25 protein-coding genes and 1 tRNA gene are annotated in these 24058 nt (G+C 69.9%); 17 read left to right on the top strand and 9 right to left on the bottom strand.

Features of this window, described 5'->3' with window-relative positions:
* Positions 1–38 precede the first annotated feature (38 nt).
* The 6 genes from OHA88_RS25630 to ygfZ all read left to right on the top strand — a co-directional run bounded on the left by OHA88_RS25630 (position 39) and on the right by ygfZ (position 5149).
* Positions 39–989 carry a hypothetical protein gene (locus tag OHA88_RS25630; protein ID WP_328627221.1) on the top strand — a complete coding sequence of 317 codons (951 nt, stop codon included), beginning with the start codon at positions 39–41 and terminating at the stop codon, positions 987–989.
* Positions 986–1798, top strand: a complete 813-nt coding sequence (locus OHA88_RS25635; RefSeq protein WP_328627222.1) for a hypothetical protein — start codon at positions 986–988, stop codon at positions 1796–1798. The genes OHA88_RS25630 and OHA88_RS25635 overlap by 4 nt, the downstream gene beginning before the upstream one ends.
* On the top strand, positions 1795–2766 hold the full coding sequence (locus OHA88_RS25640) for a hypothetical protein (protein ID WP_328627223.1): 972 nt from the start codon (positions 1795–1797) through the stop codon (positions 2764–2766). The genes OHA88_RS25635 and OHA88_RS25640 overlap by 4 nt, the downstream gene beginning before the upstream one ends.
* A 280-nt stretch (positions 2767–3046) precedes the next feature.
* Positions 3047–3619 carry an FABP family protein gene (locus tag OHA88_RS25645; protein WP_328627224.1) on the top strand — a complete coding sequence of 191 codons (573 nt, stop codon included), beginning with the start codon at positions 3047–3049 and terminating at the stop codon, positions 3617–3619.
* A gap of 81 nt (positions 3620–3700) precedes the next feature.
* Positions 3701–4162: a Fur family transcriptional regulator gene (locus OHA88_RS25650; protein ID WP_267004415.1), complete on the top strand. Its 462-nt coding sequence runs from the start codon at positions 3701–3703 to the stop codon at positions 4160–4162.
* 21 nt (positions 4163–4183) lie between these two features.
* Complete coding sequence (gene ygfZ, locus OHA88_RS25655; protein ID WP_328627225.1) at positions 4184–5149, top strand: CAF17-like 4Fe-4S cluster assembly/insertion protein YgfZ; 966 nt, start codon at positions 4184–4186, stop codon at positions 5147–5149.
* A gap of 49 nt (positions 5150–5198) precedes the next feature.
* On the opposite strand, the gene dtd is transcribed toward ygfZ, so the two are convergent.
* Complete coding sequence (gene dtd, locus OHA88_RS25660; protein ID WP_328627226.1) at positions 5199–5648, bottom strand: D-aminoacyl-tRNA deacylase; 450 nt, start codon at positions 5646–5648, stop codon at positions 5199–5201.
* A 116-nt stretch (positions 5649–5764) separates the two neighbouring features.
* Between dtd and OHA88_RS25665 the strand changes: the two genes are divergently transcribed.
* The 3 genes from OHA88_RS25665 to OHA88_RS25675 all read left to right on the top strand — a co-directional run bounded on the left by OHA88_RS25665 (position 5765) and on the right by OHA88_RS25675 (position 8748).
* Positions 5765–6385, top strand: coding sequence for an RsiG family protein (locus OHA88_RS25665; protein WP_328627227.1), 621 nt, complete (start codon positions 5765–5767; stop codon positions 6383–6385).
* 54 nt (positions 6386–6439) lie between these two features.
* Complete coding sequence (locus OHA88_RS25670; protein ID WP_326629224.1) at positions 6440–7432, top strand: asparaginase; 993 nt, start codon at positions 6440–6442, stop codon at positions 7430–7432.
* A 62-nt stretch (positions 7433–7494) separates the two neighbouring features.
* Positions 7495–8748 (top strand): GNAT family N-acetyltransferase, encoded by a 1254-nt coding sequence (locus OHA88_RS25675; protein ID WP_328627228.1) that lies wholly within the window; start codon positions 7495–7497, stop codon positions 8746–8748.
* Here the strand turns inward: OHA88_RS25675 and OHA88_RS25680 are convergent, their stop codons facing one another.
* Complete coding sequence (locus OHA88_RS25680) at positions 8749–8916, bottom strand: hypothetical protein (protein ID WP_267004420.1); 168 nt, start codon at positions 8914–8916, stop codon at positions 8749–8751. It lies immediately after the preceding gene.
* Between the two features lie 275 nt (positions 8917–9191).
* Between OHA88_RS25680 and OHA88_RS25685 the strand changes: the two genes are divergently transcribed.
* The 3 genes from OHA88_RS25685 to OHA88_RS25695 all read left to right on the top strand — a co-directional run bounded on the left by OHA88_RS25685 (position 9192) and on the right by OHA88_RS25695 (position 12207).
* Positions 9192–10139 carry a GntR family transcriptional regulator gene (locus tag OHA88_RS25685; protein ID WP_267004421.1) on the top strand — a complete coding sequence of 316 codons (948 nt, stop codon included), beginning with the start codon at positions 9192–9194 and terminating at the stop codon, positions 10137–10139.
* 59 nt (positions 10140–10198) lie between these two features.
* Positions 10199–10948: an HAD family hydrolase gene (locus OHA88_RS25690; protein ID WP_328627229.1), complete on the top strand. Its 750-nt coding sequence runs from the start codon at positions 10199–10201 to the stop codon at positions 10946–10948.
* Positions 10949–11055: 107 nt separating this feature from the next.
* Entirely contained in the window at positions 11056–12207 is a 1152-nt protein-coding gene (locus OHA88_RS25695) for a phosphotransferase (RefSeq protein WP_328627230.1), read from the top strand.
* 111 nt (positions 12208–12318) lie between these two features.
* Here the strand turns inward: OHA88_RS25695 and OHA88_RS25700 are convergent, their stop codons facing one another.
* Positions 12319–13305, bottom strand: coding sequence for a zinc-binding dehydrogenase (locus tag OHA88_RS25700; RefSeq protein ID WP_328627231.1), 987 nt, complete (start codon positions 13303–13305; stop codon positions 12319–12321).
* A 99-nt stretch (positions 13306–13404) separates the two neighbouring features.
* On the opposite strand from OHA88_RS25700, the gene OHA88_RS25705 reads away from it, so the two are divergent.
* Positions 13405–14061, top strand: a complete 657-nt coding sequence (locus OHA88_RS25705) for a TetR/AcrR family transcriptional regulator (RefSeq protein ID WP_328627232.1) — start codon at positions 13405–13407, stop codon at positions 14059–14061.
* 55 nt (positions 14062–14116) lie between these two features.
* Here the strand turns inward: OHA88_RS25705 and OHA88_RS25710 are convergent, their stop codons facing one another.
* The 3 genes from OHA88_RS25710 to OHA88_RS25720 all read right to left on the bottom strand — a co-directional run bounded on the left by OHA88_RS25710 (position 14117) and on the right by OHA88_RS25720 (position 17253).
* Entirely contained in the window at positions 14117–15547 is a 1431-nt protein-coding gene (locus tag OHA88_RS25710) for an FG-GAP-like repeat-containing protein (protein ID WP_328627233.1), read from the bottom strand.
* A gap of 582 nt (positions 15548–16129) precedes the next feature.
* Positions 16130–16203: transfer RNA gene (locus tag OHA88_RS25715), tRNA-Pro, on the bottom strand.
* A 111-nt stretch (positions 16204–16314) separates the two neighbouring features.
* Entirely contained in the window at positions 16315–17253 is a 939-nt protein-coding gene (locus OHA88_RS25720) for a metallophosphoesterase (protein WP_328627234.1), read from the bottom strand.
* A gap of 79 nt (positions 17254–17332) precedes the next feature.
* Here OHA88_RS25720 and OHA88_RS25725 point away from each other — a divergent pair, with 79 nt between their 5' ends.
* Entirely contained in the window at positions 17333–17797 is a 465-nt protein-coding gene (locus OHA88_RS25725) for a GatB/YqeY domain-containing protein (protein ID WP_326604547.1), read from the top strand.
* A 97-nt stretch (positions 17798–17894) separates the two neighbouring features.
* Here OHA88_RS25725 and OHA88_RS25730 read toward each other — a convergent pair whose 3' ends face one another.
* Entirely contained in the window at positions 17895–20153 is a 2259-nt protein-coding gene (locus OHA88_RS25730) for a transglycosylase domain-containing protein (RefSeq protein ID WP_328627235.1), read from the bottom strand.
* A gap of 397 nt (positions 20154–20550) precedes the next feature.
* Here OHA88_RS25730 and OHA88_RS25735 point away from each other — a divergent pair, with 397 nt between their 5' ends.
* Positions 20551–20901 (top strand): WhiB family transcriptional regulator, encoded by a 351-nt coding sequence (locus OHA88_RS25735; RefSeq protein ID WP_030925100.1) that lies wholly within the window; start codon positions 20551–20553, stop codon positions 20899–20901.
* 30 nt (positions 20902–20931) lie between these two features.
* Here OHA88_RS25735 and OHA88_RS25740 read toward each other — a convergent pair whose 3' ends face one another.
* Positions 20932–22314 carry an ArsA family ATPase gene (locus tag OHA88_RS25740; RefSeq protein ID WP_328627236.1) on the bottom strand — a complete coding sequence of 461 codons (1383 nt, stop codon included), beginning with the start codon at positions 22312–22314 and terminating at the stop codon, positions 20932–20934.
* The gene (locus OHA88_RS25745; protein ID WP_328627237.1) at positions 22311–23297 is read right to left on the bottom strand and encodes an ArsA family ATPase; all 987 of its coding nucleotides are present in this window, start codon (positions 23295–23297) and stop codon (positions 22311–22313) included. Before OHA88_RS25745 ends, OHA88_RS25740 begins: the two co-directional genes overlap by 4 nt.
* Positions 23298–23368: 71 nt before the next feature.
* Here OHA88_RS25745 and OHA88_RS25750 point away from each other — a divergent pair, with 71 nt between their 5' ends.
* Together OHA88_RS25750 and OHA88_RS25755 are read left to right on the top strand one after the other, a co-directional pair.
* Positions 23369–23527, top strand: a complete 159-nt coding sequence (locus OHA88_RS25750) for a DUF4177 domain-containing protein (RefSeq protein ID WP_003967454.1) — start codon at positions 23369–23371, stop codon at positions 23525–23527.
* Complete coding sequence (locus tag OHA88_RS25755) at positions 23527–23997, top strand: RidA family protein (RefSeq protein ID WP_030925105.1); 471 nt, start codon at positions 23527–23529, stop codon at positions 23995–23997. The genes OHA88_RS25750 and OHA88_RS25755 overlap by 1 nt, the downstream gene beginning before the upstream one ends.
* Positions 23998–24058: the final 61 nt, after the last annotated feature.

Genomic DNA, 24058 nt, shown 5'->3' on the forward strand with positions numbered 1-24058 from the left:
AATGGAATCTGCGCCTCAGGTCTCGTGGGGGGACCCTCTTGGAACCGAAAGACACCATTCCTGACGGGCCGGCCGAGCCGCCCGTGCAGGTCGAGGCGCAGGTTCAGGCCGTAGAGCCGTCCGCGCCCGCGCCGGTGGTCGCGCCCGCGACCGAGCCGGTCGTGGAGCCCGCGCCCGTGCCGGTGGCGGTGGCCGAGCCGGTCGTCGAGCCCGCGCCCGCTCCGGTGGCCGAGTCCGGTGCGCCGGCGACACCGGGCAAGCCGCGGCCGCGTGGTCGCACCTCTCTGCTGATCGCTGCCGCCGCGGTGCTCGGGATCGCCGGCGGCACCGCCGTCGGTTACGGCGTGCAGGCCGACCGCGCCCCGACCCCGTTGCCCGCCCTGTCGCAGCCGAACCTGGCCTACCCGGCGAAGGCGCTGCCCGCGGACAAGGTCCCGGACCCGCTGCCCGTGTCGCAGGACCGGCAGCGGAAGACGGAGGGCGATCTGCGCGAGCTGCTCGTCAGCAAGCCGTCGGGGGCGCGCAACGCCAGGTTCCCGTTCCCGACCAGGGGCTGGATGTCCCTTGACGCGTACGCGCGGGAGTTCAAGAGCGAGGACTACATGTTCGAAACGCTCGCGGAGGCCGACGTCCGCCGGATAGCGGCCGCCAACTGGTTGCAGGGGCAGTACCGCGATGTGGGCATCCGCCTCGTGCAGTTCCGCTCCGGCGCAGTGCTCGGGGCGTCCGACCATGCGAACGACCAGCTGGACTACATGCCCTACGCCAAGGAAGGCGCAGGCAACGCGGGCGATCCGATCAAGGGCAGCGGCAACGGCCGCTACTTCCTGTACAAGGCCGTGAACAAGCCGGGCTACCTGCCTGTCTACCAGGCACGGGCCATCGCCCAGCGCGGCGACGTCATGTTGGACATCAACATCTTCGACACCGTGCCGATCAGCAAGAAGGACATCCGGACCCTGGCCGAGCGACAGCTGGAGCGGCTGTGAACGACGACAACATGACAACCGACACCGCCCCGCCCGCCGACACCGCCCCACCCGCCGAGTCGGCCCCGCCCGCCCGGAAGGGCCGGACCCGGCGCGTGGTGCTCGCCGTGCTTCCCGCGGTCCTGGTCCTCGGCGCCGTCGGCGGTGCGGCCGCCTACACCAAGGTCACCGTGGACAGCGCCGACCGCACCGTCACCACCAAGGTGTGGGGCGAGGGCGCGCACAAGCCCGCCAAGGACCCCGCCGGGGACGTCGGCCGGGGCAGGGCCGATACCGAGCTCAGCAAGCTGCTGCTGCCGGTCCCCGAGAACTACCGTCTCGGCCCGGACATGGGTGAGTACGGAAACGACGACGAGATCAGCGGCAAGAAGGCCACGGCCCAGATGAAGGAGGGCGGCCGGGGGATCGCGGGCAAGCAGCGTCGCGAACGGGACCGGCGCATCGACCGGCTCCACCTCCAGGGCGTCGCACAGCGCTCGTACACCTCGGACGACAACGATCTGACGGTCGAGATCGAGATCGTGAAGATGAAGGACAAGAGGGCTGTCCACGACATGTTCGGCTTCCAGACGGAGCTGATGGACACCGTTGGCCGCAAGGGGCCGAAGATCGAGGGCCACAAGAAGGCCAGGTGCTTCCGGGAGCCGCAGACCAAGGTGAAGCTCGACGCCCTGTCCTGCTTCGCGTACGACGGGGAGCTGTTCCTCACCGTCGACGCGTACGGCACCAAGCCGCTCAGCGCGTCCGACGTCGCCGATCTCGTGAAGGACCAGCTCGACCACATCGAGTCCCCGGGGGAGTACGTATGACCGAGCAGACGGCGACACCGACCGCGCCGACCGAGGAGCCCGCCGGCCCGGAGCAGGAGCTTCCGCCGACGGGAGCGGTGCCCGCAGCGGCTGCCGGGCCCGTCCCGGCCGCGGAGCCCGTAGCGGCCACGCAGCCCGGCCCGGCCGCCGAGCCCCCGGCGGCCCCCGGGCAAGCACTTGCGGTGGCGGAGTCCGTACCGGCTCCGAAGTCGTCCCGCCGCGTCCTGCGGGCCGTCGCCCGCTGGACCGCCGCCGTGCTGGTGCTCGGCGGTCTCGGCACCGGTACGGCCCTCGGCATCACTTCGATGGAGCGCACCGACGTACCGGGCCTGGCCACCGAGGGCGACGGGCGCTGGGACTACCCGGAACTCAGCCTGCCCGCACTGCCGGCCGGTTTGCCGCGCCCGTTCAACGAGGCCAATGTCGCCGAGGTCCACCACGCGGACGTGCGGAAGTTGCTGCTGCCGGCCCCGGCCGGAGCAACGGCGGACAAGAAACTCGCCGGTGGCTGGGTGAGCACATCGCAATACCTCTCCGTCTACCAGAAGAGCAAGCGTGCCGAGCTGGGGCAGGTGCTGAAGGACTCCGCGCTGCGGCACATCACGGCGCGCGGCTGGACCATGCCGGACGGCACCTCGTCCCGGATCTATCTGCTCCAGTTCAATTCGACGGCCTTCGCCGAGGCGTTCCGGGACGAGATCTCCGACAACACGTCCATCGGTGCTCAGCTCATCGGGGCGCCCCGAACGGACCTCGACGAGACCTGGTCGAGTGGCGGGCGGGTGGAGAACACAGCGACCTACGCGTACGCCGAGGACAAGCCGTACGGCTCCGAGCAGGTCCGCCACGGATATGTGCTCTCCGGCGACACGCTCGCCCTCGTGGTCCAGTCCCGCAAGGGGAAGGCCGGTACGGAACGCATCCCGTTCCACCAGACGCTGATCCTGCAGAACCAGCTGCTGGGCTGATCCGCACGCCGGGGAGCCCCGCTTCCTCGGCAAGCCCCGAACCATCGCGCCGGGCCCCTACCCATTAGGCTGGGGCCCGGCCCTGTACTGCCGCCATACCGCTCGTTATCGCTCGTCCGAGGAGCTCCCGTGCTTGAGGCATTCTTCTCCACCCTGCTGGTCCTGGTCTGCGTCGGTGTTCTCGCCTTCGCCGGCCTGACCGTGAAGAAGCTGTACCAGGGCCAGCGCTGACCCGCGTCCGCACCGCTCATCACCCCCTCACAGATCGTCTGAGCCGCTCATGATCGAGATCCCGTCCGACCTCCACCCGGACCTCGTCCCGCTTGCCTTCCTGCTCGGCAACTGGACGGGCGCGGGCGTGTCCGACTTCCCCGGCGCCGAGAAGTGCAACTTCGGCCAGGAAGTCTCCTTCAGCCACGACGGCCGGGACTTCCTGGAATACGCCTCGCACTCCTGGGTGCTCGACGCCGAGGGCAACAAGGTCAAGCCGCTGGAGTCCGAGTCCGGCTACTGGCGCGTCGACAAGGACCGCAAGGTCGAGGTCGTCATGGTCCGCGACCAGGGCGTCATCGAGATCTGGTACGGCGAGCTCGCCCACCAGAAGCCGCAGATCGACCTGGTCACCGACGCGGTGGCCCGGACCGCGGCCTCCGGCCCGTACAACGGTGGCAAGCGGCTCTACGGCTATGTGAACAGCGACCTGATGTGGGTCGGCGAGAAGGCCACCCCCGAGGTGGAGCTGCGCCCCTACATGTCGGCGCACCTGAAGAAGGTCGTCACCCCCGAAGAGGTCGAGAAGATGGCCAAGGGCCTCGGCGACCTGCCGGACGACGGCATCGCGTTCTTCAAGTAGGCGCACCACCCGCACGCAGCCGGACGGCCGAGTAGTCGTGCGGCCTGCGGGCGGGTGCTCGTCCGGTCCTACACTGGGCCTGTGGTGAGCACCGACTGGAAGAGCGACCTTCGGCAGCGCGGCTACCGGCTGACGCCGCAGCGGCAGCTTGTCCTGGAAGCGGTCGACAGACTGGAACACGCGACGCCGGACGACATCCTCTGCGAGGTGCGCAGGACGGCGTCCGGTGTGAACATCTCCACCGTCTACCGGACCCTGGAGCTCCTGGAGGAGCTGGGGCTGGTCAGCCATGCCCATCTGGGGCACGGGGCACCGACGTACCACCTGGCCGACCGCCATCACCACATCCATCTGGTCTGCCGGGACTGCACGAATGTCATCGAGGCCGATGTCGACGTCGTCGCCGAGTTCACCATGAAGCTGCGGGACACATTCGGGTTCGAGACCGATATGAAGCACTTCGCGATCTTCGGCCGTTGCGCCGACTGCACGGCGAAGGCGGCGGCGGCCGGACCTGCCCCTGCTCCTGGTTCCGAGCAGTAAATCGAGTCGTACGCTGGTCGCATGAAGAGCCCTCTGCTGTCCCTGCCCGGCGCCGTTCCCGCCGAAGGCCGCGACGAAGGCGTCGCCGCGCACTACGGTGACCTGTTCCGCGAGCAGCGTGCCCTCGCCGACGGCACCGGCCTCGTCGACCTCTCGAACCGTGGCGTCGTCACCGTCACCGGAAGCGACCGGCTGGCCTGGCTCCACCTGCTGCTCACCCAGCACGTCAGCGAACTCGCCCCCGGACAGGCCACCGAGGCGCTGATCCTCACCGCGAACGGGCACATCGAGCACGCCCTCTACCTCGTCGACGACGGCGAGACGGTGTGGGCGCACGTCGAACCGGACACCCAGGGTGAACTGGTCGCCTATCTGGAGTCGATGAAGTTCTTCTACCAGGTCGAAGTCGCCGACCGTACCGAGGACTTCGCCGTCGTGCACCTGCCGGCCGGCTCCATCGAAGAGGTGCCGGAAGGCGTCGTCGTGCGGGAGGCGCCGCACGGCCGCGATCTGTTCCTGCCCCGTGCCGACCTGGAGAAGTACGCGGCCGAGCACGGCCCGGTGGCCGGCATCCTGGCGTACGAGGCGCTGCGCGTCGAAGGACACCGCCCCCGGCTCGGCTTCGAGACCGACCACCGCACCATCCCGCACGAGCTGGGCTGGATCGGCACCGCCGTCCACCTCCAGAAGGGCTGCTACCGCGGTCAGGAGACCGTGGCCCGGGTGCAGAACCTGGGGAAGCCGCCGCGCCGGCTGGTCTTCCTGCACCTGGACGGCAGCGATGTGCTGCTGCCCGGGCACGGCACGCCGGTGCGGCTCGCCGCGGACGGGCCGGACGGCCGCCAGCTCGGCTTCATCACCACGTCCGCCCGCCACCACGAGCTGGGCCCGATCGCCCTGGCGCTGGTCAAGCGGAACGTGGCGGTGGACGCGGAACTGCTCGCGGGGGACACCGCTGCGGCCCAGGAGACGGTCGTCGAACCGTAGATCTTCCGCGGGTTTCTGCGCGCGCGTCCGGCTCCCCGCCGGAGTCCGCTCAGACCTCGACCAGGACGGTGAACGGGCCATGGTTCGTGAGTGAGACCCTCATGTCCGCTCCGAACCGGCCCGTCTCCACATGCGCCCCCAGCGCCCGCAGCTGCGCCACCACCTCGTCGACCAGCGGTTCGGCGACCTCGCCGGGTGCCGCGGCGTTCCAGGTGGGCCTGCGGCCCTTCCGGGCGTCCCCGTAGAGAGTGAACTGCGAAATCACCAGAAGCGGCGCATTCACGTCGGAGCAGGACTTCTCGCCCTCCAGAATGCGGACCGACCAGAGCTTGCGGGCGAGCTGCGCCGCCTTCTCCACGGTGTCCCCATGGGTGACTCCGACCAGCACACACAGTCCCTCGCCGACGATTTCGCCCACCACCGCGGGCCCGCTTCCGTCGCCCGCGCCGTCGGCCACCGTGACGCTCGCGCCGTACACCCTCTGTATCACTGCACGCATACAGACCAACCTATCTTGGGCTGAACGGGTACAGAGCACCTGCGTAGTCACCGTACGGAATGGCACGATGCACGGAGGCGGTGTGCCGACGCACCGGTCGAGGGGATGGACAGAGCATGAGTACATATGGAGCCAGGCAGCCAGCCGGTGCCGTACCGGTCACGCGTGTCACAACCAGTACCGGTACCACCGCCGGCGCCATGCGACCACCCGTGCAACGGACCGGTCCAGGCATCGACGAGGGCCTGCCGGGGCAGTCACCGCCCGAGCTGGGTGCCCTCCGGCTGCCGGAGCTGCGCAACCTGCGCCGTGACTCGCAGCGCGACGAGGCCGACCTCAGTTACGTACGCCGTCTGGTCCAGGGCCGCATCGACATCCTGCGGGCCGAGCTGGCCCGCCGCCGGGACCCCGAGACACCGGTCGTGGACCGGCTCTCCGAGATCCTCACCGACACCCCGTCCCGGCACCGTTCCTCCGCCCGGCATGTCACGCTCACCACACCGCGCGGCGACGAGTTCCGCCGGCTGGCGGCCGAGACGCTCGCCGAGGTCGAACTCTCCGACCTCGACGCCCGCACGGACGAAGAGCTGTACAGCGCGATGGGGCGGCTCGTCCGCTACGAGCGGCAGGTCTCCCGCCGCCGTCACCAGCTGCAACGTACCGCTGACGATTGCAGCGCCGAGATCGCCCGCAGGTACCGTGATGGGGAAGCACAAGTAGACGACCTGCTCGCCTGAAGCGACCCTTCCGGGCGGGGCCGGTCACTCGCCCCGCCCGGAAGGCCGCCCCCCATGACCTCCACACCTCTCATATCCCCGGCGTCCCCCGCGCTGCCCGCCGGCCCCGCTCTTCCCGTTCTGGCCGAGGTCGTGCGGTCCGGCTTCGTGGAGGGCCACCACCGGGGCTCCCTGGTCGTGCTGGCAGCGGACGGCAGTGTGGAGCGGACCCTCGGAGACCCGGACGCGCCGGTCTTCCCCCGCTCCTCCAACAAGCCGATGCAGGCCGCCGCCGTGCTGCGGGCCGGGCTCGACCTCTCCGGGGAGCGGCTGGCGCTGGCCGCCGCGAGCCACTCGGGCGAGGTGTTCCACCTCGACCTCGTACGCAAGATGCTGGCCGAGCACGGACTGACGCCCGAGGATCTGCAGACCCCGCCCGATCTGCCGCTGGACCCGGCAGAGGCGGAGACGTATCTCGCCGCAGGCCAGGTCCGCGAGCGGATCACCATGAACTGCTCCGGCAAGCACGCCGCCATGCTCGCGGTGTGCGCACTCAACGGCTGGGACCGGGCGACCTATCTGAACCCGGCGCACCCGCTCCAGCAGCTGATCCACCAGGTGGTCGAGGAGGCGGCGGGCGAACCTGTCGCGGCGGTCGGTACGGACGGCTGCGGGGCGCCGCTGATGGCGATCAGCCTGGTGGGTCTGGCGCGGGCGTTCCGCTCGTTCGTGCGGGCGGAGGAGGGCACCGCGGAGCGCCGGGTGGCGGACGCGATGCGCGCCCACCCCGAGTACGTCGCGGGCACCCGGCGGCCCGACACCTGGCTGATGCGCGAGGTGCCGGGCACGCTCTCCAAGATGGGGGCGGAGGCGGTCCAGGCGGTGGCGCTGCCGGACGGCCGGGCGCTGGCATTCAAGATCACCGACGGCGGGGGCCGGGCACTCGGTCCGGTGCTGGCCAGGGCGCTGGAACTGCTCGGCGTCGACGGCCCGGTCGTGGACCGGATCGGACGGGCGCCGCTGCTGGGCGGCAGCGCGGAGGTGGGCGAGATCCGGGCGGCTTTCTGACCGGCTCCGTGGCGGCGGAAAACCGGGCGACATTCCACGGACCGCATGCCTAGCGTGGGGGCATGAGCCTTGAGGTCCGCCCCGTCACCGCATCGGAGTTCCCCGGCTGGCTGCGCGCCGTGAACACCGGCTTTCTGCGCCCGCCGACGGTGACGGAGGGGGAGGTCGCGAGCCGCCTCCCGCACATGGATCTGGCCCGGACCCAAGGGGTGTTCGACGCCGGCCGGTGTGTGGCGACGTTCCGCTCGTTCGCGCAGGAGCTGACGATGGTCGGCGGTGCCGCGGTGCCGTCCGACGCGGTCACCAACGTCACGGTGTCGCCCACGCATCGTCGGCGCGGGCTGCTCAGCCGGATGATGGCCACGGACCTGGCGGCGGCCAAGGACCGCGGTGACGTCGTCGCCACGCTGATCGCCGCCGAGTACCCGATCTACGGGCGGTACGGGTTCGGCCCGGCCGCCTGGACCACCGAGTGGGAGATCGACGTCCCCCGGGCGGGCCTGGACCCGCGCTGGTCGGGCCCGTCCGCTGCGGACGGCGGCGGCCGGATCGACCTGGTGGACGGCGCGGAGGTACGCAAGCTCGGCCCGGCCCTGCACGACCGGCTGCGCGCCCGGCAGCACGGCGTGGTCAGCCGTGGCGACCGCTGGTGGCAGCTGAACACCGGCGAGGACGTGCCCGTGCCGGGATCATGGACGGAACCGTTCCACGCGGTGTACCGCAACGCGCACGGTGAGGCCGACGGTCTGCTCGTCTACCGCGCCGACGACAAGTGGGGCGATGCGAAGCAGCCGCTCAACCGGGCGTCCGTCCTCGGCCTGATCGCCGAGACCCCGGCGGCGGAACGGGCGCTGTGGCACTTCGTCTGCTCGATCGACTGGATCACCACGGTCCGCTCGGGCCACCGTGCCCCCGACGACCTGCTCCCCCTCCTCCTCCCGGACCCGCGCGCGGCCCGCATCGTGACGCAGGCGGACTGGATGTGGGTGCGGGTCCTGGATGTCGTACGAGCCCTGGAGTCCCGTACCTACGCGGCCCCGGCCTCCCTGACCCTGGACATCCACGACCCGGCGGGCCTCGCCGGCGGCCGCTTCCGCCTGGACGCATCCCCGGACGGTGCCTCGTGCGCGCCGACGACGCGGAGCGCGGATCTGGCCCTGGACGTACGGGAGCTGGGGACACTCTGCCTCGGCGACGAATCGGCGCTGCGGCTGGCTGCGCTGGGCCGGGTCGAGGAGCTCACGCCGGGTGCGGCGGCGGTGGCGGACGGGGCGTTCCGGGCGGGGCGGCGGGCCTGGTGCCCGGACGTGTTCTGATCAGGAATCGGTCGGGACGAGGAGCAGCGCGAGGATGAGTGCTCCCGCCCCCGCGCAGTTGGGGCTGCCGGTCTTGAGGCCCAGGGTCAGCAGGGTGAAGCCCACCGTGCCCATGAGGCCGTACTTCCACTGAACGAACTGCTCGAGTCCCAGCGTGATGAATGGCATGGCGGTCACTCCTCCGGTGGTGAAGGGGCGTCTGCGCACGCACGCCTTTGTGCCGCTCGGACGCGATACCTGTGACTCCCGGCAACCACTCAACTCCCTTATGAATTTGACTGGTTGGCCTGTGGCTATGGTTCCCAGTGGAGTGGAGTTCGCAAACTTGTCTGGTTGTGTAGGTAAGTTGATGACCGTGCGATGACGATTCAGTTGGTTGCGAGCTCCATCTCTTGTTGTGTGGCTGGTAGTTGTATGGTTGAGAGGTGACGAGCCATGGACCTGTGCCAGGTGGAAACAGTGCGCATCAGTACAAGCGGATCGCCGATGAGCTGCTGAAAGGGATCAACAGCGAGGTGTGGCGGCCCGGCGACCGGCTGCCCACACATGAGCAGCTTGCCGACCGTTTCGATGTCTCGCGTGCGACGGTCAAAGAGGCGCTGAAGCTGCTCAGCAGCAAGGGGCTGATCGTCACCCGGCAGGGCAGTGGGACCTTCGTCAGCGAAGGTCCGAAGTCCGGTGTCGTCCCGCAGCGCAACAGTCCCTCCGTCGAGAACGGTGACGACGGCGGGGACGACGACGGCGACGACGTGTGGGCGGTCGTCTCGGAGCGCGTCCCTCCGGTGCTGCTGAAGCCCTACCTGGAAGAGGCGTTCGAGGCCACGCAGGTGAAGCTCGATGTCTTCTCGATGACCACGGAGTCGCTGGCGGCCCGGGTGTCGGACCAGAAGAACCGCATCATGACCGGGGAGATCAGGCCGCCCCGCAGCATCACGGCCCGGCTGATGCTCCCCGACTGCGACTTCCCTCATCTCGCCATCCCCCGCCCGGTGGACGGGACGGACGATCCGCGGGTGCGGCGGCGGCTGAAGGGGATCCTGCAGAGCCACGCGACCATGCTCCGGGAGGCCCTGTTCGAACTCCGCTACCAGGGGTTCGTGCCCGAAGTCGATGTCGAGGTGCGGTTGGTGCCGTTCGCACCGCAGATGAAGCTGTACATTCTGAACCGCCGACTGGCGCTGCAGGGCTTCTACGTGACCGAAGAGGGCACCATCCCGCTCCCTCCGGACCGCGAGGAAGTCGCCATCTACGACGCCTACGGTACGGGGGCCACCCTCTTTCCGTATCGCGCCTCGGCCGACTCCACACCCGACCAAGCCGGCATTGTGCGCACGTTTCAGGCATTTTTTGACTCGAACTGGGACAAACTAGCCACAAGGGCGGATTTCTGATCGTGCCGCACGCCACGACCACCCCTGCGTCTCCCCTGAGCAAGACGGCCCTGCCGGCCGTGTCCGTCGAGAGAGCGACGGACCTGCTGTCCCGCGCCACCTGCGTGGTGCTCGACTTCGACGGACCTGTCGCCCGGCTCTTCGCCGGTGGCCATGAAGGCAAGGAGAGCGTGGCCGGCCGCATCGCCGAAGAGCTGCTGGACATCGCCGCATCGCACCGTCTGGAAGTGGACGAGGCGCGCGGATGCACCGACCCCCACGCGATCTTCAGCCGCTACGCGGAGCGCGCCGCCCACCGCGTCGAGTCCGAAGCGTGGGGCTCAGCCGCCGCGGAGATGCAGGGTGTCCTCGCCGCCTGGGAGATCAAGTCGGCCGAGCATGCGGAGCCGACACCGGGCGCCGCGGAGTTCATGAAGGCATGGGCCGGAGCGGGCCGGCGGCTGGCGGTGGCGTCCAATAATCACCCTGACGCCATCAAGCGCTACCTCGAGCGTGAGTCGCTGTCGAAGTACTTCGCACCCTCCTCGGTGATCGGCAGGAACGAGGGGGACGCTGCGCTCATGAAGCCGAATCCATGGGCTCTGAACGAGGTCATGCGGGACTCTGCGGCCGGGGTCGCGGCGCACTTGATGATCGGTGACTCGGCCACCGACTGGCAGGCCGCGAACGCGGTCGGGATGCCCTTCATCGGGTTCCACCGCAAGCCCGAGAAGCGAATGGCGCTGTCGCGGGGCGGAGCGGTTCCCGTCCTCGACTCGATGCAGGTACTCGCCGATGCGGCGAACGGACTGTCGGCACAAGTGCGGTAGTACAACAGGAAGTTGTACCTTCCTTGTATGGATCGCGACGAGTTGGCCGCACCGGGCTGCGGGGCCCGCGGCAGGCGCACGGCAGCCGCGACGGGCCGGGTCCTCCCGTGACGGCGCTCCCGGTTTCCGTCGCCGCGCAGCCGTCGGACCGGGCGGCCGCGGCCCAGGTGCCCCCGGCGCGGGCGTCCGAGGCGCGGATGCGTGCTGCCGCGCTCGTCGCGGACGAGAGCCTGCTGGTGGGCCCATTGAAGGGTTACCACCACGAGACGTACGCCTTTCCGCTTCCGGCGGGCGGCGGCTCCACCGCGCAGACCTGGTGGAAGTGTCGGGATCCGCGGGCGGGGCTGCTCTGGTTCGATCTCCGCTGGTTCCCCTCGGAGAAGGAACTCGTCCGGGCCCTTCAGGGGTGCATCACTCGTATCCCCGCGGTCGTCGAGCGCGAGGCGGTCTCCCTCTACACATTCATCGAGGGGCGGACACTCGGCGAGGTCTGCCCTCCCGGGCGACCGCTGTCGGCGCGCCATGTGCGTCAACTCGGGCTGCTGTTCCGCGAACTGGTCTCGGTCGACCCCGACCGGATCAGCCGGGCGGGCGGTCCGGGGCAGGGCCGGTGGCCCGAGGGCCCCGGCGACGACTCCACCGCCTTTCTGATGCGCCTGATCCACTTCACCGAGCACCAGGTCTACCGTCGGCACGCACCGCGATACGGCTCCCTCTTCCGGGAACTCGGCCTCCGCGACGACGGACTGGACCGGCTGCGGCGGGTGGGCGGCGCGCTGACGCCGCGCCCGTTCGCCCTCATCCACGGTGATCTGCACCGGGAGAACTTCATCGTCGACCCGGACGGCGATCTGTGGACCATCGACTGGGAGCTGGCGATGTTCGGCGACCCGTTGTACGACCTGGCGACGCACCTTCATCTGATGCGCTACCCGGCGGCGGAGCAGGGGCGGATCGCGGCGATCTGGCGGGACGCGGTCGAGCGCGCCCGGCCCGGCAGCTCGGACGGGTGGGAGCGTGACCTGCCGGTGCTTCTGGCGTACAAGCGTGCGCAGTCCGTCTACACGGATGTGATCCGCACCGCGCTGGCCCTGGGGCCCGGACCGGAGCCGCAGTGGCGGCTGCTGTCGCAGGCGGCCCGACGGATACGGAAGGTGCTGGCGTCGGCCGCGGAGCCGCTGGGGCTGCCCCGCGTGCCGACGGTCCAGGAGGTCGTTGGTGCGTACGTCCACTGGTTCGCCGCGAACCGGCCGGCGTAGACCGTACTGCCTGAGGCACCGGCCCGAGGGCGGGCAGGGAGGGGCGCAGGACGGGCTGGGCGGGGGAGAGCGGTGCCGTTCTCCTGCGTCCCGTCCCCTGGCCCCGACCGGTCACTCCTCCCGTGTGCTCAGCAGCACCTTGCCCAGCAGGCTGCGCTCCTCGATCGCCGTATGCGCTTCGGCCGCCTGCTCCAGCGGGTAGACGTGCCCGATCACCGGACGCAGCCGTCCGGCCGCTGCCTCCCCCAGTGCGTGTCCGGCCAGGCGTACGTACTCCGCGTCGGTCAGCTGTACGTCCCCGATGCCGCGCAGCGTGATGCCGCGCCGCGCCGCCTCCTGCGGGTCGATCGGGGCGAAGCCGCCCGTCGGTGCTCCGTGGGCGGAGAAGCGGCCGCCGTCGGCGGTCAGGGTGAAGGCGGCCGCTCCCATGGCACCGCCGACCCCGTCGAGGACCACATCGGCCGGGCCGCCCGCTGCTGCCAGGGCCGTACGCGCCTGTTCCACCCACCCCGCGTCCGCTCCGTCGATCACGTCGTCGGCGCCCAGTTCCCGTACCAGCGCCGTCTTCCGGTCGCCGCGGGCCACCGCGACGACATGTGCGCCGGCCGCGTGCGTCAGCTGCACGAGGAGGGTTCCCATGCCGCCGGAGGCGCCGAGGATCAGCACGCGTTCGCCGGGGCCGGGGGCGGTCGCCTCCATCAGCGCGGCGGCCGTCACCCCGTCGTGCGTGAGGGCGGCGGCCTCGCGCAGCCCCAGTCCGTCCGGTACCGGCACCAGGTGGTCGGCTGAGGCCGCCGCCTGCTCGGCGTAGCCGCCGGTGAAGCCGACGGAGGCGATGACCCGGCGGCCGGCCCACCCCGCGTCGCCGCCCTCGCCGACCATGCGCACCGTCCCGGCGATCCCGCCCCCCGGTACGTACGGGGGCCGGACCGGAAAGTAGTCGCTGAACGCTCCCGACCGGATCTGGGTCTCCACGAAGAGCGTGTCAACGTGGCTCACGTCGATCACCACCTCGCCGGCCCCCGGCACCGGGTCGGGCATCTCGGCCGGAACCAGTACCGCCGGGCCGCCCAGCTCCCTGACCAGCGCCACACGCATGCGGATCACACCTCTCCGTCGCCGGGCGGCCAGCCTGTCCGGCGCCCGTGCGACCACTCTCGGACGTCAAGTCCGGTTGAGGTCAAGGGCGTACCCTTCATGGTCATGAGCGGAGAGAACACCGGAACCGGGCCGGCTGCGCAGGCACCGATCAGTCTGCGTGAGCGGAAGAAGCAGCTGACGTACCAGGCGGTCTCCGATGCCGCGATCGCCATGTTCCTGGAGCGGGGCTTCGACAAGGTCTCGGTGGCGGAGGTGGCGGCCGCCGCCGACATCTCCAAGCCGACGCTGTTCCGGTACTTCCCGGCCAAGGAGGACCTGGCGCTGCACCGGTTCGCCGACCACGAGGACGAGGCGGCCCGGGTGGTCGCGGCCCGCGGGCAGGACGAATCGCCGCTCGACGCCCTGCGCCGCCACTTCCTGGACGGTCTGGAGCGCCGCGACCCGGTGACCGGGCTCTGCGATCACCCGCAGGTGCTGGCATTCCACCGGATGCTGTACGGGACACCGTCGCTGGTGGCCCGCATGTACGGCTACCAGGGCCGCTCGGAGGCGGCGCTCGCCCGCGCGCTGGGCGACGGCGTACCGGACCGGCTGGCGGCGGGGCAGATCATCGCCGTACAGCGGATCCTGGCGTTGGAGAACTGGCGGCGCATCGACGCGGGGGAGAGCGCGGACGAGGTGTACGAGGACGCGGTGCGGGCGGCCGAACTGGGCTTCGTGCAGCTGAGGTCGGGGCTGGAGAAGGAACGGTAGGACAGCCGGCCGCGCGAGTCCGCCGGGCCGCTCGAACCGGAAACGCTCGCCCGGCTCAGTCGAGCAGCGACTCCCCGAGCCGCGATCCGTTCGCGAGGCCGTAGTCGTCGGAGCCGAAGACCTTGGAACCGGAGCCGGTGAGGCCGGACGAGGTGCCCAGCAGGGTCCACAGGGCTCCGTTGCGGCCGTTCTCGAAGGGTGCCGTGACGGCCAGGTCTGCCTTGCCGTTGTGGTTGTAGTCGGCGAGCCGGACCTGGCCGCCGAAGAGGTCGTCGGTCTCGGGGCTGCCCGGCACGCCGGTGGTGCCCTGGGAGATGCGCACGACCCCGGACATCGACACTCCGGAGGCGGAGCCGCGGAACACCGCCACATCGCCGGCGTTCTTGGTGCTGCCGAGGTCCTCGCCGTTGGCACCGACCACCAGCTCGGCCCGTCCGTCAGCGGTGATGTCGCCGATCGCCAGCGAGCTGCCGAAACCGTCGGCGTCCTCGTTGGCGCCGGGCACGCCGGCGCTGTTCTGGTGGATGACCACCGGATCGCCCACGCCGGACGCGCTGCCGTACCGCACGGTGACATAACCGGCGCCGGCGCTCGGATCGGCGGCGGAGTAGTACTCGGGCCAGGTGAGGGACGCCGCCATGTCGTCGTAACCGTCCCCGTTGATGTCGCCGAGGGCGACTGCCGTGCCACCGCCGGTCACCCGCGGCCCCGTCCGCGGCCTTCCTGCCGCCCCGTAGAAGACGTCGACGGCCGGTCGGTCGTACCCGGGGTCGCTTCCGGTCACGGCCAGGTCGTCCTTGCCGTCCCCGTTGATGTCGCCCACGGCCGCCTCGCTGTTGCCGAGCTGCCCCCCAGGCCCGGTCAGGCCGGTGTACGTCGGTTTCGGCTGGCTCCCGCGGGCGAAACCCCCCTCGTACACGGCGACGGACTCCGACTCGATCACGGCGAGGTCCGCACCGCTGTCCCCCGTGAAATCCCCCACCGCGACATCCCAGCCGTGGGCCTGCCACGGGTGCGGGTCGGTCACCACGGTCGTGGTGCTGCTGGTGAACGGCTTGGTGCCGCCCCAGAGGATGGTCACGCTGCCCTGGCCCTCGTTGCTGCCCACACCCTCGTGATCGGCGCCCACGACGAGGTCCGCGTATCCGTCCCCGTCCAGGTCGCCGCCGGCGATCGAGATGCCGAAGCGGTCGCCGTCCTCCGGCGTCCCCGGAACCCCGGCCGAACTCTGGTTGAGCCCGACCCGCTTGGTGGTCAGACCGGTTGCGGAGCCGAAAGTCACGATCACGCCGCCCGCGGCCGGGGCGCCGTTGATGGTCTTGTACGGCATGCCGATCGCGAGGTCCCGGTGTCCGTCGCCGTTGAAGTCGTCGGCGTACTTGGCGGGGGCGGCGACCGCCGGCGCCGCGGTGACGGCGGTGAGCATGCCACCGGTCAGCGCGGCTGCGGCTGCGATGGCGACGACGGTGCGGAGCTGCAGAGACATGGCGGCGTTTCCCCCCTGGGACAGGTCCAGACAGTTCCGTAGACGACCCAGGGGGCTGAAGGGTTGCACGAGACAGGCGTGACGCGCACAGCCTGACCGATGAGTCCTGCTTCGCCGACTCCGGCTCCGGCGTCGCCGTCTCCCCCGCGCAATGGTTCCCGGATACGGCAGAGGCCACCTACTCCAGCGAGGAGGCGGCCTCTGACCTGCGTCTCTGCTGTCGGGGTGGCGGGATATGAATCCACGGCTTCTTCGTCCCGAACGCGATCGCGCGTGCAAGTGGCCTTGTGCGTCTGCCATTTGACCTGGACCGACGCGCAAGGTCCTGTCAACGGTCGGCACGGCGTCACCTTGCGGATGTGCCGGTACGGGTGCCCGCATGCGCCCGTCGCTACCTTCCCGCCGGTCGCAGAGGCTTCGGGCATCCGGTGCTCTCGGTGTGGCAGACCGACATCATTTGCTACGGGCTGGATCCGCCGAACTACGTGCGCCGACCGTCCGACCTCGATGCCTGCGCCCCGGAACAAGGAAGAGGCCCATTCGCGATCAAGCGAATGGGCCTCTGACCTGGTGTTTCAGCTGTCGGGGTGGCGGGATTTGAACCCACGACCTCTTCGTCCCGAACGAAGCGCGCTGCCAAGCTGCGCTACACCCCGATCGCCGCCGGTGTCCTGGCGACATCGATTACTTTAGCCCACCCACGGCCGGAGACGAAATCCGGTTTCTGCCCCGGCGTGCGCCACGTCCCGGGAGGCGGCGTGGGGCCGTCAGTCGCGGGGTGTCAGCGTCAGCAGGGTCGCCTCGGGCGGGCAGGCGAAGCGGACCGGGGTGTAGCGGTTGGTGCCGCAGCCCGCCGAGACGTGGAGGTAGGCGCGCCGGTCGCCGACCGTGTGGCAGGAGAGGCCCTTGACCCGGTCCGTGTCCAGGTCGCAGTTGGTGACCAGGGCCCCGTAGAAGGGGATGCAGAGCTGGCCGCCGTGCGTGTGGCCCGCCAGGATCAGGGGGTAGCCGTCGGCGGTGAAGGCGTCGAGGGAGCGCAGGTACGGGGCGTGCACGACGCCGATCGAGAGGTCGGCGCCCATCTCCGGGCCGCCCGCGACCTCCGCGTACCTGTCCCGCTTGATGTGCGGGTCGTCGAGGCCGGTGAAGGCGATCTCCAGGCCGTCGACCTTGAGGCGGCCCCGGGTGTTGCTCAGCCCCAGCCAGCCCGCTTCGTCGAACGCGTCGCGCATCGGCTCCCACGGGTTGTGGACGACGCCGACCGCCGGGGCATTCCCGTTGAGACCGTGCTTGCCCTGGGTCTTCTCGAGGAGGTAGCGGGCCGGGTTGCGGAGCTTGGGGCCGTAGTAGTCGTTGGAGCCGAAGACGTACACACCCGGGAACTCCATCAGCGGACCGAGTGCGTCCAGCAGCTCCGGCACGGCCTTCGGGTCGGAGAGGTTGTCGCCGGTGTTCACGACGAAGTCGGGGCGCAGGCCGGCCAGCGAGTGCAGCCAGCCGCGCTTCTTGCGCTGGCCGCTCACCATGTGGATGTCGGAGACCTGCAGTACGCGCAACGGACGTGCCCCGTGCGGGAGTACGGGGATCGTGACGCGGCGGAGCCGGAACGATCGGGCCTCGAAACCTGCCGCGTAGACGAGACCGGCGGCGCCGACCGCTGCGCCGACTGCCGTGACTTTCAGGGGTACTCCGTAGCGTGCGCGCATGCGCCCATCGTCGCAGACACCGCGCGGTCCGCGGAAAACCGGCGGGCGTTCCGCACCGCGCACCTGCCACAATCAGCACATGACCACGCTCAAGTCCAAGCTCAAGGAAGACCTCACGACGGCCATGAAGGCGCGTGACGAGCTGACCTCGTCCACGCTCCGGCTGACCCTCACCGCGATCACGAAGGAGGAGGTCAGCGGCAAGACGGCGCGTGAGCTCTCCGACGACGAGGTGCAGAAGGTGATCGCCAGGGAGGCGAAGAAGCGCCGTGAGGCGGCCGAGGCCTTCGCCCAGGGCGGCCGGACGGAGCAGGCCGAGCGCGAGCGGGCGGAGGGCGAGCTGCTCGACGCCTACCTGCCGAAGCAGCTGAGCGACGACGAGCTGGGTGCGATCGTGGCGGCGGCCGTCGACGAGGCGAAGGCCGCCGGCGCCGAGGGGCCGCGGGCCATGGGCGCCGTCATGAAGATCGTGAACCCGAAGGTCGCGGGGCTCGCCGACGGCGGCCGGGTGGCGGCCGCTGTGAAGAAGCTCCTCGCGGGCTGAGGCGGCAGTTCCGTACCTGCGCGAAGGCGGGGTGGACCGGATGTTCCGGTCCACCCCGCCTTCTGTCTTCTGCGTGGTCGGGTGCTGCGTCCAGAGGTCAGGGGCCGGTCTGGCCGCCGTTGGTCTGGCCGCGAGGGGTCCCGTTGTCTCCGACGGTCGTGCCCGGCGTGATGCTGATGCCGGGGAACGGGTTGGTGTTGCCGGGCTTGTTCTTGCCGTCGTCGCGGTTGTCGTGTCGGCCCCTGCCCCTGCCCCTGTCTTCGTCGCCGCCCTCGTCCTCGTCCCTCGGGGGGTCCGGGATGTCGACGGTGTTGAAGGGCGGTGCAGGCTGGCCGTTGAGGGCGTTCGTCATGGCGTCGCGCCAGATCGGTCCGGGGACCTCACCGCCGTACACCTTGTCCCGGTACACGCCACCGATGGTGATCTGCTCCATCTCGACGCTCTGGGACGGGCTGCCGACCCAGACCGCACCGGACATGTTCGGCGTGTAGCCGACGAACCAGGCGTTCTTGCGGGCGTCGGTCGTACCCGTCTTGCCCGCGTTGTCGCGGCTCTGGAGACCGGCCTCACGGCCCGTGCCGGAGTCGACCACGCCGCGCAGCAGGGTGTTGACGGTGTCGGCCGTCGTCTGCGACATCGCCTGCGTGCAGGTGGTCTTCGGCACGGGGAGGGAGTCGCCGTTCGCCGTCTTCACCGACTCGATGGCGATCGGCGTGCAGTACGTGCCGCGGTTGGCGAACGCGGCGTATGCGCTGGCCATCGTCAGCGGCGAGAGACCGTTGGAGCCGAGGGTCAGCGCGGACGGGTTCTGCGGCAGCTTGGTGCCGTCGCCCTGCACCACGCCCAGCTTGTCGGTCATGTGTGAGACCGGGCACATGCCGATGTCCTGGAGCATCTGGACGAAGTAGGTGTTGACCGACATCTCCATCGCTTCCTTCAGCGCGTACGGCCCCTCCTCCGACTCGCTCTCGTTCTCCAGGTGATACTTCGGCACGCTGTTGTTGACCCACGGCTTGCCGCAGGTCTGGACCGTGTCCGGGTAGTCCATCTCGTACGGCGCCGAGTACATCTGCGTCGCCGGCTTGCCACCCTCTATGGCCGCGGCGGCGAGGAACGGCTTGAACGTCGATCCGGTCGGGAAGCCGAAGTTCGAGCCGCCCATGTCCTTGTTGACCGAGTAGTTGTACTGGGTCTCGTTCGGCCCGAGGCCGTACGGCTTGGACTGGCCCATGCCCATGATCCTGCCGGTGCCCGGCTGGACCAATGTCACGGCGGTGGCGACCTTGTCCGTCTTGTAGACGTGACTCTTGATCGAGTCCTGCACGCCCTGCTGCGCCTGCGGGTCGAGCGTGGTGCGGACCGTGAGGCCGCCCCGGTTCCAGATCTTGGCGCGGTCCTCCTTGGTCTTGCCGAAGGCCGGGTCGGTGAGGAAGACCTGGCGCACGTAGTCGCAGAAGAAACCGGCCCCGCTGACGGCGGTGATGCAGCCGTTCTTCGGCTTGCTGACCTTCAGCTTGATCGGCGTCGACTGCGCCTTCTCCGCCGTGGCCTGCGAGATGTCCCCGACATCCGCCATGCGCTGGAGCACGGTGTTGCGACGCTTGGTCGCCTCCTCCGTGTCATTGACCGGGTCGTAGCGGCTCGGCGACTGCACGAGACCGGCCAGCAGCGCGGCCTCCTCCAGCTTCAGGTCCTTCGCCGACTTGGAGAAGTACCGGTGGGAGGCGGCCTCGATGCCGTACGCCTGCTGCCCGAAGAAGGTGATGTTGAGGTAGTTCTCCAGGATCTTCTTCTTGCCGAGCTCTTCCTCGACCTGGATCGCGTACTTCAGCTCCTGGACCTTGCGGCCGATCGTCTGCTGGGTGGCCTGCGCGACCTTGTCCGGGTCGTCGCCCGCCTCCTCGACGAAGACGTTCTTCACGTACTGCTGGGTGAGGGTCGACGCGCCCTGCGCGGTCCCGCCCGACTGCACGTTGCGGTTCATCGCGCGCAGGATGCCCTTGAGGTCGACCGCCCCGTGCTGGTAGAAGCGCGCGTCCTCGATCGCGACGATCGCCTTCTGCATGTACGGGGAGATGTTCTTCAGCGGGACGACGGTGCGGTCGCGCGAGTAGACAGTGGCGATCGCGCCGCCCTTGCTGTCCAGGATCGTGGTGCGCTGGCTCAGCGGCGGCGTCTTGAGATTGGCCGGGATCTCGTCGAATCCCTCGACCGTCCCCTTGGCGGCGAGCCCCAGAGCCCCGGCGGCCGGCAGCGCGATGCCCGCGAGCACGACTCCGGAGAGTGCGGCGACACCGAGAAACTTGGCGGCCTGCTGGGTCGCGGTGAGACCCCCGCCCGAGCGGTTCTTTGGCATGGGGGCAGCCTACGTTCTCATTCGCCGGACAGGCGTATATGCGTTGGCCTAAGCTGCTCCCAACTGTCACAGCAGTCCCGTTGCGTATCAACCCCCGTGCATGACCCGGCGTTGGTCCGTTCGCGACCCGAGGCGCTCCCGAATTCGCCTGGTGTGTCATCGAACGTCCGTTGTGACCCAGGCGAACTGTCCCGATTTTGACGGGATAGTCACGGATGTCGCCACCTCACTCCCCTGGGTGATCTGCCGCGTACGCATAGTCCGTTCGGGCCATTCAAGATTGGGCCCGAAGGGGGTGTTGTGCTGTCACCACTTTCCGTAACGTCCTCAACTGGCAGCGGTGAATATGCCGCTACCGCCGTGGGGGAGCCTCGATTCGGGAGAGGACGGCGCCGTGATGGGCTGGGTAACCGACTGGAGTGCGCAGGCAGCCTGCCGCACTACCGATCCGGATGAACTGTTCGTACAAGGGGCAGCGCAGAACAGGGCCAAGGCGGTGTGCACCGGATGCCCGGTGCGGACCGAATGCCTGGCCGATGCGCTGGACAATCGCGTCGAGTTCGGCGTGTGGGGCGGAATGACCGAGCGGGAGCGTCGCGCACTGTTGCGCAGACGGCCCACCGTCACGTCCTGGCGCCGGCTGCTGGAGACCGCTCGCAGTGAGTACGAGCGGTCCACGGGCATCCTGCCGGTGGCCATCGGTCTGGATGACGACGAACTGCACGAGACGTACGCCGCCGTGGGGTAGCCGACGAGGGCGGCTAGGCCTTTCAGGTGGTCACGCAGCTCCGGCCGGAGCAGAACCGGTCGCGAGCCGGTCCCCGATGGCCCGCAGCCCTGCGAGGTCATGGACATCACCGGGCAGCGCGGCGACTTCGGTCACGGCGACCTCGGGGTGCAGTGCGGTGAAGCGGTCGCGGGTGCGCTGCTCGCGTGCGACGACCTGCATGCGTTCAGCATGCAGTCGCAGCAGACCTGCGGTCAGCTGCTCCACGGAGACGGCTTCAGCCTCGGGCTCGGGTTCGGACTCGGGTGCGTGCTCAGGGGCTTCGGTGTGCGCGGAACGGGCGGGGGAGGGCGGCGACTCGGGGTCTTCGGGAGAGGCGACTGCCGAGCCGGCCGGGTCACGAAGTCCAGCCTTCCCGGTCGCCTGATCCACAATGCCGATGTCGTCAAGATTTTCTGCGGCCGCCAGGGCGCGCTCGGCGGAGAGCCGGGCGGCATCGCTGCCATGGACCCGGTTGAGGACCAGACCGGCCAGCGGCATCTTCTCCGCGGCCAGCCGCTCCACGAAGTACGCGGCCTCGCGCAGCGCATCGCGCTCCGGTGTCGCGACGACGAGGAACGCCGTGCCGGGGGCCTGCAGCAGTTTGTACGTGGCATCGGCCCGGGTCCGGAAGCCACCGAACATGGTGTCCATCGCCGCGACGAACGTCTGTACGTCACGCAGGAACTGACCGCCCAGCAGCTTTCCGAGGGTCCCGGTCATCATCGACATGCCGACGTTGAGGAACTTCATCCCGGCCCGGCCGCCCATCTTCGCCGGAGCCATCAGCAGCTTGATGAACTTCCCGTCCAGGAACGAGCCGAGCCGTTTCGGCGCGTCCAGGAAGTCCAGTGCGGAACGCGACGGCGGAGTGTCGACGATGATCAGGTCCCACTCGTTGCGCGCCCTCAGCTGCCCGAGCTTCTCCATCGCCATGTACTCCTGCGTGCCCGCGAAACCGGCCGACAGGGACTGGTAGAAGGGGTTCTCCAGGATCGCGCGGGCCCGCTCGCCGTCCGCGTGCGCCTCGACGATTTCGTCGAAGGTCCGCTTCATGTCGAGCATCATGGCGTGCAGTTCCCCGGCGCCCTCGCCGTCGATGCCCGGCACCCGTCGCGGGATGTTGTCCAGCGAGTCGATTCCCATGGACTGGGCGAGCCTGCGAGCCGGGTCGATGGTGAGGACGACGACCTTCCGGCCGCGCTCGGCCGCCCGTACGCCCAGCGCCGCCGCGGTCGTGGTCTTGCCGACTCCGCCCGAACCGCAGCACACGACGATCCGGATGTCCTGGTCGTCGAGCAACGCGTCGGCGTCCAGGGCGGGGGCGGCCGGTGCGGGCGCGGCTGTGCCGGTGTCCGTGCCCTTGACGGCCCCCGTCTTCGTACTCGCTGTCATGAACCCACCCCTTGCCCCGCCCATTCGCCCACGCCCTGTTTGCGGAGTTCGACCGCCAGGTCGTACAGCCCGGGCAGGTCCACGCCTTCGCCGATCAGCGGGAGTTCGTTCGTCGGCAGATCGAGATCCGTGAGCACCGCACGTTGCTCGCGCTCCAGCTCCACCCGCTGGGCATGCTCGGCGGCCTGCTCGACCAACGGTCTTACGAGCGCCGCGGAACCGGTCACACCGGCCCGGGTCAGCGCCTTCGCGATCTCCCTGCGGCGACCGCCCGACGCGGTACGCAGTGCGTCCTCGTCCAGCAGATGCGGCCGCACCATGTTCACGATGACCCTGCCCACCGGCAGTTCGGCCGCCCGTAGCTCCGCGATGCCGTCCGCGGTCTCCTGGACCGGCATCTCCTCCAGCAGCGTCACCAGATGGACCGCCGTCTCGGGAGACTTCAGCACCCGCATCACGGCCTGCGCCTGATTGTGTATCGGTCCGATCCGGGCCAGCCCCGCCACCTCGTCGTTCACGTTGAGGAAGCGCGTGATGCGGCCGGTCGGCGGCGCATCCATGATCACGTAGTCGTAGCTGTACCGGCCCTGCTTGTCCTTGCGGCGCACGGCTTCGCAGGCCTTGCCGGTCAGCAGCACGTCCCGCACACCGGGCGCGATGGTGGTGGCGAAGTCGATCGCGCCGAGCTTCTTGAGCGCCCGCCCCGCGCTGCCGAGTTTGTAGAACATCTGGAGGTAGTCGAGGAGCGCGCGCTCGGCGTCGATCGCGAGGGCGTACACCTCGCCGCCGCCCGGCGCGACGGCGATCTTTCGCTCCTCGTACGGAAGGGACTCCGCCTCGAAGAGCTGGGCGATGCCCTGCCTGCCCTCGACCTCGACGAGGAGGGTGCGCCTGCCCTCGGTCGCGAGGGCGAGCGCGAGTGCGGCGGCGACCGTGGTCTTACCGGTACCACCCTTGCCGCTGACGACCTGGAACCTGCTCACGTATTCGAGCCTAACCAGTCGAGCCGTGGGCTACGCACGAGGCCGTGCGTGCCAGGCATTACAGTCGGCCTATGACCAAGTGGGAATACGCGACCGTGCCCCTTCTCGTGCACGCGACCAAGCAGATTCTGGACACCTGGGGCGAGGACGGCTGGGAGCTGGTCCAGGTCGTTCCCGGCCCGAACAACCCCGAGCAGCTCGTGGCGTACCTGAAGCGGGAGAAGGCGTAGTGGCGAGCGCCGTCGAGGCGAAGCTCGCCGAACTCGGACTGACGCTGCCGGACGTCGTACCGCCGCTCGCCTCGTACCAGCCGGCCGTCCAGTCCGGGGTGTATGTGTACACATCGGGCCAGCTGCCCATGGTGGACGGCAAGCTCTCGGTCACCGGCAAGGTCGGTGCGGAGGTCACGCCGGACGAGGCCAAGGAGCTGGCGAAGACCTGCGCGCTCAACGCGCTGGCCGCCGTGAAGTCGGTCGCCGGCGACCTGGACCGGATCAAGCGGGTCGTGAAGGTCGTGGGCTTCGTCGCCTCGGCCGCCGACTTCACCGGGCAGCCCGCCGTGATCAACGGTGCGAGTGAGCTGCTGGGCGCGGTGCTCGGTGACAAGGGCGTGCACGCGCGCAGCGCGGTGGGCGTCGCGGTGCTGCCGCTGGACGCACCGGTCGAGGTCGAGGTCCAGGTCGAGCTGACCGGGGCCTGAGCCGCCACGGCGTAGGACGAGCGTTTCCGTGATCCCGCCCGGTCGACACGACCGGGCGGGA

This window comes from Streptomyces sp. NBC_00353 (assembly GCF_036108815.1).
Lineage (GTDB): Bacteria > Actinomycetota > Actinomycetes > Streptomycetales > Streptomycetaceae > Streptomyces.